This is a genomic window from Pseudonocardia lutea, from assembly GCF_042658055.1.
GTDB classification, from domain to species: Bacteria; Actinomycetota; Actinomycetes; order Mycobacteriales; family Pseudonocardiaceae; genus Pseudonocardia; species Pseudonocardia lutea.
In genome coordinates, this window is sequence record NZ_JBHSQK010000009.1 from 1 (window position 1) to 12678 (window position 12678).

12 protein-coding genes are annotated in these 12678 nt (G+C 75.1%); 4 read left to right on the forward strand and 8 right to left on the reverse strand.

Annotated elements, in window-relative coordinates:
- The coding region (murJ, locus tag ACFQH9_RS05425) for a murein biosynthesis integral membrane protein MurJ (protein ID WP_379564776.1) at positions 1 to 1904 on the forward strand (1904 nt) is incomplete at its 5' end.
- Between the two features lie 148 nt (positions 1905 to 2052).
- On the opposite strand, the gene ACFQH9_RS05430 is transcribed toward murJ, so the two are convergent.
- Entirely contained in the window at positions 2053 to 3165 is a 1113-nt protein-coding gene (locus tag ACFQH9_RS05430; protein WP_379564777.1) for a PA containing protein, read from the reverse strand.
- A gap of 171 nt (positions 3166 to 3336) precedes the next feature.
- On the opposite strand from ACFQH9_RS05430, the gene ACFQH9_RS05435 reads away from it, so the two are divergent.
- Positions 3337 to 4410, forward strand: coding sequence for an adenosine deaminase (locus ACFQH9_RS05435; protein ID WP_379564778.1), 1074 nt, complete (start codon positions 3337 to 3339; stop codon positions 4408 to 4410).
- A gap of 52 nt (positions 4411 to 4462) precedes the next feature.
- Here ACFQH9_RS05435 and ACFQH9_RS05440 read toward each other — a convergent pair whose 3' ends face one another.
- Together ACFQH9_RS05440 and ACFQH9_RS05445 are read right to left on the reverse strand one after the other, a co-directional pair.
- Positions 4463 to 5776 (reverse strand): primosomal protein, encoded by a 1314-nt coding sequence (locus tag ACFQH9_RS05440; RefSeq protein ID WP_379564779.1) that lies wholly within the window; start codon positions 5774 to 5776, stop codon positions 4463 to 4465.
- A 343-nt stretch (positions 5777 to 6119) separates the two neighbouring features.
- Positions 6120 to 6356, reverse strand: coding sequence for a hypothetical protein (locus ACFQH9_RS05445; protein ID WP_037046372.1), 237 nt, complete (start codon positions 6354 to 6356; stop codon positions 6120 to 6122).
- Positions 6357 to 6861: 505 nt separating this feature from the next.
- Between ACFQH9_RS05445 and upp the strand changes: the two genes are divergently transcribed.
- Positions 6862 to 7485 (forward strand): uracil phosphoribosyltransferase, encoded by a 624-nt coding sequence (upp, locus tag ACFQH9_RS05450; RefSeq protein WP_379564780.1) that lies wholly within the window; start codon positions 6862 to 6864, stop codon positions 7483 to 7485.
- A 6-nt stretch (positions 7486 to 7491) separates the two neighbouring features.
- Here upp and ACFQH9_RS05455 read toward each other — a convergent pair whose 3' ends face one another.
- On the reverse strand, positions 7492 to 8076 hold the full coding sequence (locus tag ACFQH9_RS05455; RefSeq protein ID WP_379564781.1) for a TetR/AcrR family transcriptional regulator: 585 nt from the start codon (positions 8074 to 8076) through the stop codon (positions 7492 to 7494).
- Positions 8077 to 8249: 173 nt separating this feature from the next.
- Here ACFQH9_RS05455 and ACFQH9_RS05460 point away from each other — a divergent pair, with 173 nt between their 5' ends.
- Entirely contained in the window at positions 8250 to 9050 is an 801-nt protein-coding gene (locus ACFQH9_RS05460; protein WP_379564782.1) for an SGNH/GDSL hydrolase family protein, read from the forward strand.
- A 4-nt stretch (positions 9051 to 9054) separates the two neighbouring features.
- Here the strand turns inward: ACFQH9_RS05460 and ACFQH9_RS05465 are convergent, their stop codons facing one another.
- From ACFQH9_RS05465 to ACFQH9_RS05480, 4 genes are all read right to left on the reverse strand, one after another.
- The gene (locus ACFQH9_RS05465; RefSeq protein ID WP_379564783.1) at positions 9055 to 9507 is read right to left on the reverse strand and encodes a flavodoxin family protein; all 453 of its coding nucleotides are present in this window, start codon (positions 9505 to 9507) and stop codon (positions 9055 to 9057) included.
- Positions 9508 to 9517: 10 nt separating this feature from the next.
- The gene (locus ACFQH9_RS05470) at positions 9518 to 11215 is read right to left on the reverse strand and encodes a phospho-sugar mutase (RefSeq protein ID WP_379564784.1); all 1698 of its coding nucleotides are present in this window, start codon (positions 11213 to 11215) and stop codon (positions 9518 to 9520) included.
- Between the two features lies 1 nt (position 11216).
- Positions 11217 to 11996: a purine-nucleoside phosphorylase gene (locus ACFQH9_RS05475; RefSeq protein ID WP_379564785.1), complete on the reverse strand. Its 780-nt coding sequence runs from the start codon at positions 11994 to 11996 to the stop codon at positions 11217 to 11219.
- Between the two features lie 19 nt (positions 11997 to 12015).
- On the reverse strand, positions 12016 to 12678 hold a 663-nt coding region (locus ACFQH9_RS05480; RefSeq protein WP_379564786.1), incomplete at its 5' end, for a hypothetical protein.

Sequence of the window (12678 nt, forward strand, 5' to 3'; positions counted from 1 at the left end):
CGTCGGACCCCCGCCGGCCGGGCCCCTGGCCGAACCCGGGACCCGCCGGGCCCCACGCGGCCGACCCCGACGCGACCGCCCCGGTCCACGGCGGTCCCGCCGCCGGCCATCCGGCCCGGCCCGGCGCGGTGATCCGCGGGCCGGAGCGCCGGCCCGTCCCGCCGCCGTGGCAGCGGGTGCCCGGCGGCCACTTCGACGACCCCACCGAGCTGCTGGTCCCGCTCGACCGGCCGACGGACGTGATGGCGCCCATCGAGGGGGTGGGCGCCGGGCAGGTGAGGCGCGAGCCCGGCCCGCCCAGGGGCCAGTCGCTCGCCCGGTCGAGCTCGATGATGGCGGTCGCGAACCTGGCCAGCCGGGTCACCGGCTTCCTGCGTCAGATCGCCCTGGCCGCCGTGCTGTCGTTCGGCCTGGTCAACAGCTCCTACACCGTCGCGAACACGCTGCCGAACATCGTCTACGAGCTGCTCCTCGGCGGCGTGCTGACCAGCGTGATGATCCCGCTGCTGGTCCGCGCCCAGAAGGAGGACGCGGACGGCGGCGAGGCCTACACCCGCCGCCTGCTCACCATGGCCGGGGTGGCGTTGCTGGTCGCCACCGTGATCGCGATGCTCGCGGCGAAACCACTGGTCGCGCTCTACATGGGCAGCCAGACCACGGAGAACGCGAACCCCGAGCTGGCCACGGCACTGGCCGTCCTGCTGCTGCCCGAGATCTTCTTCTACGGCATCGGTGCGCTGTTCGGCGCGATCCTCAACAGCCGAGGACGGTTCGGCGCCTTCGCCTGGGCGCCCGTGCTGAACAACGTCGTCATGCTGGCGGTGCTCGTCGTCTACGCCCTGGTGCCGGGGGAGATCAGCCTCGACCCGGTGCGGATGGGCGACACGAAGCTGCTGGTCCTGGGCATCGGCACCACGCTGGGCATCGCCGTGCAGGCGCTCGTGATGCTGCCCGCGGTGCGGCGCGTCGGCATCCCGCTCAAGCCGTTGTGGGGCTGGGACCCCCGGCTCTCGTCCGCGGGCGGGCTGGCGCTGTGGGTGATCGCGTACGTGCTGGTCGGCCAGGCCGGGCTGATCGTCACCACCCGGGTCGCGACCGCGTCGGACCCCGGCGCCTACGCGATCTACTCCAACGCCTGGCTGCTCCTGCAGGTGCCGTACGGCGTGCTCGGGGTCTCGCTGCTCACCGCGCTGATGCCGCGGATGAGCCGGGCGGCGGCGGAGAACCGCTTCGGCGACGTCGTGTCCGACCTCTCCCTCGGCAGCCGGCTGTCGACGGTGTTCCTGGTCCCGATCTCGGTCCTGCTGACCTTCTTCGGCACCGAGGTCGGCCTGGCGCTGTTCTCCCTGGGCGCCGGCAACGCGGGCGGCGGCGCGGCCCGGCTCGGCACCGCGCTGGCGTGGTCGGCGTTCGGCCTGCTCCCGTACGCGATCACGCTGCTGCAGCTGCGCGTGTTCTACGCGATGACCGACAGCCGCACGCCCACGCTGATCATGCTGGGGATCGTGCTCGTGAAGATCCCGCTGCTGCTGCTCTGCCCCGTGTTCCTGGCGCCGGAGGACGTCGTGCTCGGCCTGGTCGCCGCGAACAGCTTCTCGTTCGTGGTCGGCGCGGTCATCGGGCAGCTCGTCATCGCGCGCCGGCTCGGGCACGTCCGCAGCCGCGAGGTGCTCTCGACGCTCTGGCGGACCCTCGCGGCCTCGCTGGCCGCCGGGGTGGTCGCCTGGGTGGTCGGGCGGGCGGTCCAGGCCGGTGTCGGCAGCGGGTCGGCCGGCGCGGCCTGGCTGGTGCTGGCCGTGGCACTGGTGGTCGCGACGCCGATCCTGCTCGTCGGGATGAAGCTGCTGAAGCTCACCGAGCTCGACCCGCTGTGGCGCCGCCTCCCCGGGAAGCTCCGTTCCTGACCTGCCTGCGCGGTGAGCGAGCGGCACTGTCGCTCACCGGGTCCGAACGAGAGCGCCGCTCGCTCACCGGAGAACGCGGAACCCCCGCACCGGGTCGGCGCGGGGGTTCCGGAGTCCCGTCGTGAGCGGCGATCACCACTCACGGGGCTCAGTCGTCCGGGTCGTCCGTGACGTCCGTGGCGGTGGCGTGGCCGTTGGAGGCGCTCTTGACCGTGGCGCGGCTGCGGGTCGACCGGCGCTGGGCCGGGCGCGGGGGCGGCGGCGGGGTCGGTGCCGGGGAGCCGTGGCCGCGGCCGAGGATGAGCTCGGCGAAGGTGGCCATGGCCTCGTCGAGCTGGCCGGCGTTGCGCCGCTCCGACTCCTCGTTGGCCTTGGCGACGAGCGCGGTGACCGAGGTCGTGTCGGGGCGGGCCCGCAGCACGGAGTCGAGGTCGCCGAGCTTGCCGTCGACCGAGCTGCCCAGTGCGGCGATCTTCTCGTCGACCGCGCCGGTGAGCTCGCCGAGCTTCTCGCCCAGCCCGGACTCGACGGCGTCGACCCGGCCGGCCACCGCCTCCAGCCGGCCCGCGAGGATCTCCAGCCGCTCGGCGAGCGAGTCGAGGGCCTCGGTCGGGTCGACCGCGGGCCGCCCGGCGAGGTCCTCGAGCCGGCGGTGCAGCCCGACGCTCGTGTCGCCGAGCAGGTTGCGCACGCCCTCGTTGGACTCGTCCATCGCGCGCAGGGCGCCGTCGAGCTGCTCGCGCACCATCTTCTCGACGCCGTCGACGCGCTCCTTGATCGGCGTCGCGACGGCGTTCGGCATCGCGTCGAGGCGCATCTCGTGCCGGTCGAGGCGGTTGTCGAGGTCGTCGAGCCGCTTGTGCAGGCCGCCGAGCCGGTCGTCGAGCCCGTCCATCCGGCCCGAGACGCCCTCGAGGCGCCCGGCCATGCCGTCGAGCCGGCCGTCGAGCTGGGCGAAGGGCTTCGCGAGCTTGTCCGGGAGCCCCTCGATCGCCCGGAGCAGGGAGGCGAGCACGGCCTCCTGCGCGTCGACCTTCTGGACCGTCTCGTCGAGGCGCTCGGCGAGCACGCCGACCTCGGTGCGGTCCGGCAGCTCGGTGAGCCGCTTGCGGACGGTGCCCAGCGCGTCGAGGGCGGAGAGCCGCGCGTGGATCTCGTCGAGGGAGTCGAAGATCTGCTGCTGCTCGGAGTCGCGTATCTCGGCCGCGCGCATGAGCATGCCGCGCATCCGGTCGAACGACATCGTCGAGTTATCGCTCATTGGCGCCTGGTGCTTCCTGTGATCCGGATGGGGGAGCGGGGAACGCTGCACTGAGGGTAGCGACCCGCCGAAACCGGCAGACACGGAGTCACCACTAGGCCGACCGGGTGGCACCCGACCGGCCGTGTTCGCCCGATCCGGCCTGGTCGGACGCGGGTATACGGTGCGCGGGTGGCCGCCCCCCTGACACCGGACACCATCCGTTCCGCGCCGAAGGTCCTGCTGCACGACCACCTCGACGGCGGCCTGCGGGCCGGGACCGTCGTGGAGCTGGCCGACGCCGTCGGCTACGACAGTCTGCCCACGCGCGATCCCGAGGAGCTCGCCGGGTGGTTCCTCGGTGCCGCCCACTCCGGCTCGTTGGAGCGGTACCTGGAGACCTTCGGGCACACGGTGGCCGTGATGCAGACGCGCGAGGCCCTCGTGCGGGTCGCGCAGGAGGCCGCGGAGGACCTGGCCGCCGACGGCGTGGTGTACGCGGAGGTCCGCTTCGCTCCCGAGCTGCACGTGGAGCGGGGCCTGGACCTCGACGGCGTGGTGCAGGCCGTGCTCGAGGGCTTCGAGCGCGGCTCGGCGGGCCGCGCGATCACGGTGCGCTGCCTGCTCACCGCGATGCGGCACGCCGCCCGCTCGCAGGAGATCGCCGAGCTGGCCGTGCGGTACCGGGACGCCGGGGTGGTCGGCTTCGACATCGCCGGCGCCGAGAAGGGCTTCCCGCCCACCCGCCACCTCGACGCGTTCGACTACGTCCGGCAGCAGAACGCGCACGTCACCATCCACGCCGGCGAGGCCTTCGGACTGCCGTCGATCTGGGAGGCGCTGCAGTTCTGCGGGGCGGACCGGCTCGGCCACGGCGTCCGGATCGTCGACGACATCACCGTCCGGTCGGACGGGACCGCCGAGCTCGGCAGGCTCGCCGCCTGGGTGCGGGACATGCGGATCCCGCTGGAGATGTGCCCGACCTCCAACGTGCACACCGGCGCCGCGACCAGCCTCGCCGACCACCCGATCGGCCTGCTGCGTGACCTGCGCTTCCGGGTCACGGTCAACACGGACAACCGGTTGATGTCCGGCTGCTCCATGACCTCGGAGATGGCGGCGCTGGTCGAGACCTTCGGCTGGGGGTGGGAGGACCTGCGCTGGCTCACGATCAACGCGATGAAGAGCGCGTTCCTGCACTTCGACAGGCGCCTGGCGCTCATCGACGAGGTGATCAAGCCCGGTTACGACGGGCTGACCGCCTGAGCGAGCGGCGCCCTCGCTCACCAGGTGTGAGCGAGAGCGCCGTCCGCCCGGGTCAGCGGCGGTGCAGGCGGGCCTCGGTGGCGTGCACCAGCTCCCGCCAGCGCGCGGCCTCGGTGTCGAACGGCGGGCTGGGGGCGAGCCGGGTCGGGTTGGGCCGGATCACGAAGGACACCAGCCAGCCCAGGCTCTCGGAGTCGGCCAGCGCGCGGGCGGGCTCGGGGTCGCCCGCCCACTCGCCGACGTCGAGGATCAGCTCGGTGGCCAGCTCCAGCTGGGTCGGGTCGACCTCCAGGGTGCCCTCGGCGATGTCCTCGTCGATCCCGACGAGCACGTAGTCGTTGAGCTCGTCGACCACGACCTCCAGCTCGCCGACCGCGGCCCGGTCCAGGACCTCCTGCCAGGTCGAGGCGGCGACGAGGTCGTTGTCGTCCTTGCCGCCGTCGGCCAGCCAGCGGGCCAGCGCGCGCTCCGAGTCGAAGACGTCGATGCGCCCGCCCGAGCCGAGGAACACCGGCTTGTCGTCGAGGTAGCAGCGCAGGGTGACCCACCGGCCCGCGGAGGTGGTAATCCGGATGGGGTCGATCCCGATCTCCTCCCAGAACCCGACCGGGCCCTCGTCCTCCTGCTCGGCCTCGTCCTCGGCGACCTGCTCGGCGATCGCCTCCTCGTCGGCGCGCTCGCGTGCGGCCTCCTCGAGGGTCTCGTCGTCCGTGTCGTCCTCGGCGTCGTCGAACCCGAGCGCGTCCTCCGCCTCGGCGATCCGCGCGGCGAGGGCCGCCGCCTCCTTCTCGGCGCCGGCGAGGGCCCGGGCGTCGACCTGCGGGGTGGCGACGAGGGCGTCGAGCGCGTCGACGACCTCGTCCCAGTGGTCCTGCACGGTCTGGGCGAGCTGGGTCCACAGCCGCCGGCCCTCCCGCCCGGCGAAGGGCAGCGTGCCCTGGTCGAGCAGCCCGAAGCCGGGGGCCGAGTCGAGGACGGCCGTGACCTCCTCGAGGTCGCAGACCTCGGCGAAGGACCGGACGATCGCGGTGATCTCGGCGAGCTCGCCGATCGTCCACGTGTCCGGCTCCTCGGCGACCAGCTCGGGCACGCCGATGACGTCGAAGCGGCGGGTCTCCTCGGGGGTCAGCTCCGCGACGGTCAGCGTGGGCACGGCCGACCAGGCCGGGTGGTCGGCCAGGTCGTGCTCGGTCTCCGTGCGGACGTACGCGGCGAGCTGCGCGACCTCCGGGAACGCGAAGACCGCATCCTCGTCGCCGAGGAAGGCCTCCCACTCCTCACCGTCCTCGCGCCACCGCGGCGCCCACAGGGTGACGAGGTCGCCCTCGGTGAGGGACAACTGGATCGGGACGATGTCGCTTGCCACGGCGCGATGCTAGCGGCGGCGACGGTGCGCCGGCCGGGAGTGCGCGCCGAGCGTGCCTGCCGCCCGTCGTGCCGTCCGTGGTGCTGCCTGTCGTGCCGGCGACGGGAGCGGCCGCGCGAAAGGCCGGGGCACGGCCACGCGGGGAGGGACCCCGACGGCCGGATCCTGGGGGAGCGGACCCGGTACGGGCCGGGTCGTTCGTGTGCGGGGAGCGTCGGGGAGCGTCGGGGAGCGTGGGTGCCGTGTCCGGCACGGCCGGCGCAGTGGGCGACGGCCGGCGGGGCCGGGGACCGGGTGGACCCGCCCGCGGGCGCGAGCGGGCTACCGGTGCCGGCCCGGGTCGTCAGGTCGAGCTGTGCAGACGGACGACGCCCACCGTGACGTCCTCGAGACCGCCGCGGTCGAAGTCCCGACGCAGCTGGTCGGCCTTGACCGTCGCGGTCAGCCCGTCGAACGGCCCGTGCGCGTCCACCTCCCCGGTCTGCGGGTCGACGGCGAGCACCACGTACCCGTCGCACTGGGTGAGCTTCTCGGCGGCAGCCACCAGGGTCTGCTCGTCCGAAGTCGTGTTCTCCGGCACCGGATCACCTCCTTGTCACCTAGTACAGCGTCGGCGGCGGCCCCGGCGTGACAGTGTTCGTGCCATACCACCCGTTCGGGTCAGATAAATGGCACCTGTGGTCACGGCCGGTGCGAAGCCCGGTGCGCTGGGCGCACGATCCAGTTGATCACTGGTGTCACCTCCGGGGGCCGGGCACGCGCGGTGACGAGGATCGGGCCGGAGAAGTCGATCATGGTGTCTCGTGTGCCCACAGTGGCCGGGGGACCGATCGAGGGTCGTCCGCGCGATACACCCGCGGTACCGCGGACGGCCGCAGGGCGCGGCGAAACGCGGACGCAGCGTGACGAAACCCCTGGGCGTCCCCACCCGGTCCGGCGGGTGGTCGACGGGGACGGCGTGCCGGGGCGTCTCCCGGCCGGGCCGGCCGCGCCGACCCCTGGGCGCATCCTGACACGGGGACCGGCGCCGATCCGGGAGGCGCGCGGGCGGCGGGGCCGCGGCGTGCGCCGCTAGGGTCCGGCGCATGGACGTGCGGGTCGTCGACCACCCCCTGGCCAGGGCTCGGCTCACCACGATGCGCGACGCGCGCACGGACAACGCCGCCTTCCGCGCCGCCCTGCGCGATCTCACCCTGCTGCTGGTGGTCGAGGCGACCCGGGGGTTCGAGGTCACGGACTTCCCGCTGCACACCCCCGTCGCCCGCACCACCGGGCACCGGCTCGCGAACCCGCCCGTGCTCGTGCCGGTGCTGCGCGCGGGGCTCGGCATGGTCGACGCCGCGCAGAACCTGGTCCCCGAGGCGCAGATGGGGTTCGTCGGGGTGGCGCGGGACGAGGAGACCCACCGGCCCACCCCGTACATGGAGTCGCTGCCGGCCTCGCTCGTCGGGCGGCCCGTGTTCGTGCTCGACCCGATGCTCGCGACCGGCGGCTCGATGGTGCACACCGTGGAGCTGCTCACCGCCCGCGGGGCGAACGACGTCACCGCCGTCTGCGTGCTCGCCGCACCGGAGGGCGTCCGCCGGCTCGAGGAGAGCGGGCTGCCGGTCCGGCTGGTCACCGCGGCGATCGACGAGCGGCTCAACGACTCGGCGTTCATCGTCCCGGGCCTCGGCGACGCGGGCGACCGCCAGTTCGGCGCGGTCTGAGCGGGGTCAGGCCCGCCAGCCGTCGACGACGGCGCGCAGCACCGCCGAGAAGCCCTTGGCCGGGTCGTCGACCGCGTCCGGGGTGTGGGCGTGCAGCTGGATCGAGACGAGCCCGTGCAGCGCCGACCACAGCCCGAGCGCGACGGTGGACGGGTGCGCGTCGTGCCGCAGCACCTTCGCGTCGACGGCCCGCTCCACCGCCTCCACGAGGGGGGTGAAGGCCGCCTCCTGCAGCTCGCGCGACTCGGCATCGAGCCGGCCGCGGTCGAACATCGCGTCGTAGAGGTGCGGGTCGTGCAGGGCGTCGGCGCGGTAGGCCTCCCCGAGCGCGACGAGCTGCTCCGCGGGGTCGTCCGCCGGCGGGACCGCGGCGAGGGTGCGCCGCAGCCGCCGGAAGGCGTCGTCGACCAGGGACTTCACCAGGCCGGGCTTGCCGCCGAACAGCGCGTACACCGCGGTGGTCGACGTGCCGACGTCCGCGGCCAGGGTGCGCAGCGACAGCCCGCTCACGCCCTGTGCGCTCAGCAGCTCCGCCGCGCGGGAGCGCAGCTTGGCGCGCAACACCTCGTCGTGGACCTTCGGCCGGGGCACCGGCGGAGGCTACCTCCACCGCAGGGCGGCCGCCCGTTCACGCGACGGTCACGGCCGGGACACGGGAACGTGACGAACCCGTGACGGCGGGGACGTAACACCGGGCGCCGCCCGGGAGATCTCCACGTGGGTCCCGCGCCGGAGGGCGGCGTGCGCCCGGTCGGGAGGACGGCATGCGCGCCAGGGTCGGGGGGCTCCGGTGGCGGCGGGTCCCGCTGCAGGTCACGGCCCTGCTCGTCGCGGGCCTGGTGGTGGCCGGGATCCCGGCCGACGAGGGCACCCCGGGGGGCGGCGTGCGCACCGCCGGCGAGGGCGCCGGACCGACCGCCACGCTGCGCGTGATGCCGCTGGGTGCGTCGAGCACCGAGGGCGTGGGCAGTCCCGCCACCGCCGGCTACCGCGGGCCGCTGTTCACCGAGCTGACCGGCGACGGCATCCGCGTCGACTACGTGGGCTCGCGGCGCAGCGGCCCGGCCGGGATGGCCGACCCGGACAACGAGGGCCACTCGGGCTGGACGCTGGAACGGATGATCCCCCAGGTCGGGGCCTGGGTCGCCGAGGCGGACCCGGACGTCGTGCTGCTGCACATGGGCACCAACGACGTGAACTCCGGTACCAGGGGAGCGGTCGCCGCAGGCCGGCTCGACAGGCTGCTGGAGCAGGTCTTCGCCGCCGCGCCGCAGACGCACGTCGTCGTCGCGGGGATCTGGGCGCCGTTGACCGCGCGGGCGACCGAGCGGGCGGAGCTGGCCCGGCTGACGCCCGGCGTCGTCGCGCGGCACCGCGGGCTCGGCCGGTCCGTGGAGTTCGTGGACACCTCGTCGCTGCTGGCGCCCGGCGACTTCGTCGACGGGCTGCACGCCAACGCCGGCGGGTACCGCAAGATCGCGGCGATGTGGACCACGGAGGTCGAGGGCTGGCTGGCGCAGCGGCGGGCGGCGCCGGTGGAGCCGGTGGCCGCCGGGCAGGGGTAGGGCCTCAGTCGCCGAGCCCCGCGGCCACCGTCGCACCCAGTTCCCAGCACGCCTCCAGCGCCGCCCTGTCCGGCGCCCCCATGACCTCCACCGGCGCGGCGACCTGCTCCCAGCCCATGCCCGAGGCGATGGTGCGGACGGCCTTCACCGCGCCCTCGACACCCTGGTTGCCGTGCACGTAGAGGCCGTACGGGAGCTTGCGGGTGTCGTCGGCGCAGACGTAGTAGACCTGGTCGAAGAAGTGCTTGAGCGCGCCGGACATGTAGCCGATGTTCGCGGGCGTGCCGAGCACCACGCCGTCGGCCTCGAGCAGGTCCGAGGCGGTCGCGGCCAGCGCCGCCCGGCGACGCACCTCCACCCCCGTGATCTCGGGGTCGCTCGCGCCGCGCACCACCGCGTCGAGCAGCTCCTGGGTGGCGGGCGAGGGCGTGTGGTGGACGATCAGCAGGACTGCCACGCCGCCCGTCCTACCCGATGAGCCGCGTGATCTCCTCCCGGAGCGCCGCCATCCGCCCGTCGGCACGGGCCCGGGCGGCGTCCAGGTCGTCCGTGGGCGGCTCGACGACCTCCAGGTAGGCCTTGAGCTTCGGCTCGGTGCCGGAGGGCCGCACGACGACCCGCGCGTCCTCGCGCCGCAACCGCAGCACGTCGTCGGCGGGCCGGTCGACCGCCCAGCCCTCCGGCGGGGCGGCGGCGAGCCGGGCCAGCACGGCGTCGCGCTGCTCGGGGGCCATCCGCAGTGAGATCCCGACGGTGCGGTGCACCCCGTGGGCCCGGGACAGCTCGTCGAGCCGGTCGAGCAGGGTGCGCCCGGCCGCCTTCAGCCCGGCCGCGAGATCGGCGGCGACCACGGCGGCGGCGATCCCGTCCTTGTCCCGCACCGCCTCCGGGTCCACGCAGTAGCCCAGGGCCTCCTCGTAGCCGTAGACGAGCTCCGGACCGGCGCGCACGATCCACTTGAAGCCGGTCAGCGTCTCGGCGGACGGGGCGCCGTGTGCGGCGGCGACCTTCGCCAGCATCGAGCTCGACACCACCGTCGTCGCGACGAGCCCGGTCCGGCGCCGCAGCAGGTGGTCGCCGAGCAGGACGCCGGTCTCGTCGCCGGTGAGCATCCGCGGGCCCGTGGCGGTCGGCACGCCGAGCGCGCAGCGGTCCGCGTCGGGATCCAGGGCGATCGCGAGGTCGGCGGACGTGCGCTCGGCCAGGACGAGCAGCAGGTCCGTGGCGCCGGGCTCCTCCGGGTTCGGGAAGTCGACGGTCGGGAAGTCCGGGTCCGGCGCCGCCTGCTCGGGCACGACGTGGACGTCCGTGAACCCGCTGCGCGCCAGCGCGTGCACGGCCGTGGCGCCGCCGACCCCGTGCAGCGGGGTGAGCGCGATCCGCAGACCGGCGGTCGCGGTGCCGAGGTGGGCCACCCGGTCCAGGTACTCCTCGCCCGGGTCGTCGACGGTCGTCGGGCCCTCGGCGGGGACGGCGACGGCGGGGGGCGCGGCGGCGATCGCGGCCTCGATCTCGGCGTCGGCGGGGGAGACGAGCTGGGCCCCCGGGGCGTCGCTCACGCCCTCGCCGAGATAGACCTTGTAGCCGTTGTCCTGCGGCGGGTTGTGCGAGGCGGTGATCTGCACGCCGGCCGCCGCGCCGCGGCGCCGCACCGCGAACGCGAGCAGCGGGGTGGGTGCGGGCCCGGGCAGCACGTGCACCGCGAACCCGGCGGCGGCGAGGACCCCGGCCGCCTCGCGGGCGAACGCCTCCGACCCGTGCCGCGCGTCCCGTCCGACGACGACGGTCCGGCCCCGCGCACCCCGCGCGACCAGCCAGGCGGCCAGCCCCGCGGTGGCGCGGCGGACCACGGCGACGTTCATGCCCGCGGGGCCCGCCCGGACCGGCCCGCGCAACCCCGCCGTGCCGAACCGCAGGGGTCCGGAGAGGGCGTCGGCGAGGGGCCCGGAGGGAGAGCCCGCGGAGCCGACCATCGGCCCGGAGGCGGAGCCCGCGGAGCCGACCATCGGCCCGGAGGCGGAGCCCGCGGGGTCGACCGTCGGGACGGCGGCGGTCCCGGTCATCGCGTCGACCAGGAGCTTCTGCAGCTCGGTGCGGGTGGCGGGATCGGGGTCGTCGGCGATCCAGCGCAGCGCCGCGTCCCGCAGCCGGGGGTCGAGGCCCATGTCAGGCGCGCGCGACCAGCTCGCGCAGCAGCTCGCCCATCCGGGTCGCCGAGGCGCGGCCGGCCTCCAGGACCTCCTCGTGGTCGAGCGGCCGGCCGGTCATCCCCGCCGCGAGGTTCGTGACGAGCGACAGGCCGAACACCTCGACGCCCTCGGCCCGGGCGGCGATCGCCTCCAGGACCGTCGACATGCCCACGAGATCGGCACCGAGCGTGCGCAGCATCCGGATCTCCGCGGGCGTCTCGAAGTGGGGGCCGGGCAGCCCGGCGTACACGCCCTCCTCGAGCGAGGGGTCGATCTCCTGCGCCAGCTTGCGCAACCGGACCGAGTAGAGGTCGGTCAGGTCGGTGAACCGTGGGCCGACCAGCGGCGAGCGGGCCGTGAGGTTGAGGTGGTCGCTGATCAGGACCGGCTGGCCGACGGCCATCCCCTCGCGGATCCCGCCGGCCGCGTTGGTCAGCACGACGGTGCGGCAGCCGGCCGCGGCCGCGGTCCGGACGCCGTGCACCACGGCCTCGACCGGGTGCCCCTCGTACCCGTGGGTGCGGCCGAGCAGCACCAGGACTTTGCGGCCGCCGACGGTCAGCGTGCGGACGGTGCCGCCGTGGCCCTCGACGACGGGCGGGACGAAGCCGGGCAGCCCGGCCATCGGGACGTCCGACCCGGTGCCGATCACGTCCGCGGCCGGCCGCCAGCCCGAGCCCAGGACCACCGCGACGTCGTGCCGTTCGACCCCGGTCGCGTTCGCCAGCGCCTGCGCGGCCTCGCTCGCGATGCTCATGCGCGCAGACTACGGGTGATCATCCGGCGGCAGGCGTCGTGAAGGACGTGGCGAGCGCGGCGAACAGTGCCTCGGACCGCTCGCCCGCGCGGTCGGCCGGCACGGTCAGGGACAGGGCCCACAGACCGTCGGCCGCGGGCAGCGTGCGCAGGACCGTCGTGCGCCGCTGGGAGCCCTGGGTGGTGGTGTAGTGGAGCTCGTCGACGCCGGCGGCGGCCCCGGCGACGGGTTCGGCCGGGGTCGCGTCCACGGCGTCGACCCCGAGGTGGGCGGCGGTGAGGCCGGCGGTGATCTCCTGCTCGGACCCGGCCCTCCACACGGCGAGCGCCTCGGAGCCGTCCGCCGAGACGAAGCGGACCACGGGGTCGGTCCGGTACAGGGTCCAGTTCGACGGCACCGCCAGGCTCCACCCGGCGGGGTCCGAGTGCACGGTCGTCGGGCTGCGGTCGGTGGTCACCGTGACCGTCGAGGCCGGGGACTGGCCCGCGAGCGAGCGGACGAGCGAGTAGCCGCCGGCGGCGCCGAGCAGCACGAGCAGGGCGCCGGCGACGGCCAGCGGCAGCGCCCAGCGCGTCGGCAGGCCGATCGCCGCGCCCCCGGCGGCGGCCGCGGTCGGCGTGGCGGAGCGGACCGGCGGCCGGGCCGGGACGTGGGCACCCGTCGGGGTGGGCAGCGGGCCGGG

What these genes read in the sequence shown, in the direction of transcription:
- ACFQH9_RS05430 (WP_379564777.1), bottom strand. Translation starts at nt 3,165, where the DNA reads ATGAGCGATAACTCGACGATGTCGTTCGACCGGATGCGCGGCATGCTC.
- upp (WP_379564780.1), top strand. Translation starts at nt 6,862, where the DNA reads ATGGACGTGCGGGTCGTCGACCACCCCCTGGCCAGGGCTCGGCTCACC.
- ACFQH9_RS05460 (WP_379564782.1), top strand. Translation starts at nt 8,250, where the DNA reads ATGCGCGCCAGGGTCGGGGGGCTCCGGTGGCGGCGGGTCCCGCTGCAG.
- ACFQH9_RS05470 (WP_379564784.1), bottom strand. Translation starts at nt 11,215, where the DNA reads ATGGGCCTCGACCCCCGGCTGCGGGACGCGGCGCTGCGCTGGATCGCC.
- ACFQH9_RS05475 (WP_379564785.1), bottom strand. Translation starts at nt 11,996, where the DNA reads ATGAGCATCGCGAGCGAGGCCGCGCAGGCGCTGGCGAACGCGACCGGG.